The sequence below is a fragment of the Cellulomonas sp. P5_C6 genome (assembly GCF_054049635.1).
The window spans coordinates 1-594 of the sequence record NZ_JBFULZ010000397.1; the positions used below are offsets into that span (position 1 = coordinate 1).

Below are 594 nucleotides of genomic sequence, written 5' to 3' on the forward strand. Positions count from 1 at the left end.
TAGTCGACGCGGGCCGGTGGCGGCCCGGCGGCCGCCGCCGGCTCGGAACCCACGGGCGCCGTCGGGAGCAACCGCGAGAAGAACAGCGCGAGAGCGGCGACGAACGCCAGCGCCGCCAGGCTCGCGCGCAGGGCGTCGATCCGGGCGGACTCGTTCTCGTCGACGATCGCGGTCGCCTCGGCGCTCGGCACGCCCGCGTCGGCGAGCGCAGTCTCCAGCTGGGCGTCCGAGACGAACGGCACGCCGCCGGCGAGCTCCACCTGCGCGCTCGCCGCGACCTCCTCGCTGACCTGCGGGTTGTCGCCCAGCCCGAGGAGCAGGGTGGACGTGAGGGTCGCGATGAGGATCGACCCGGCGACGGCCGTGCCCAGCGACGCACCGAGGTTGGTCATCGTGTTCTGCACGCCGCCGACGTCCCCGGTCTCCTCGTCGGGGACCGCCGAGACGGTCACCGCGCCGAGCTGCGACGCGAGCGCGCCCACCCCGAAGCCGGCGAGCAGCAGCGGCACCGCCACGATCTCGGCGCCGGCACCCACCTCGAGCGCGCCGATGAGGACCACGATGCCGACCAGCATCGACAGGACGCCCCAGCGC

General features: G+C 75.3%; 1 pseudogene. It reads right to left on the reverse strand.

The annotated features are described in order from the left end of the window. Nucleotides 1-575 (reverse strand): annotated as a pseudogene (locus ACXJKG_RS21375) (MFS transporter); the annotation flags it as partial. Nucleotides 576-594: the final 19 nt, after the last annotated feature.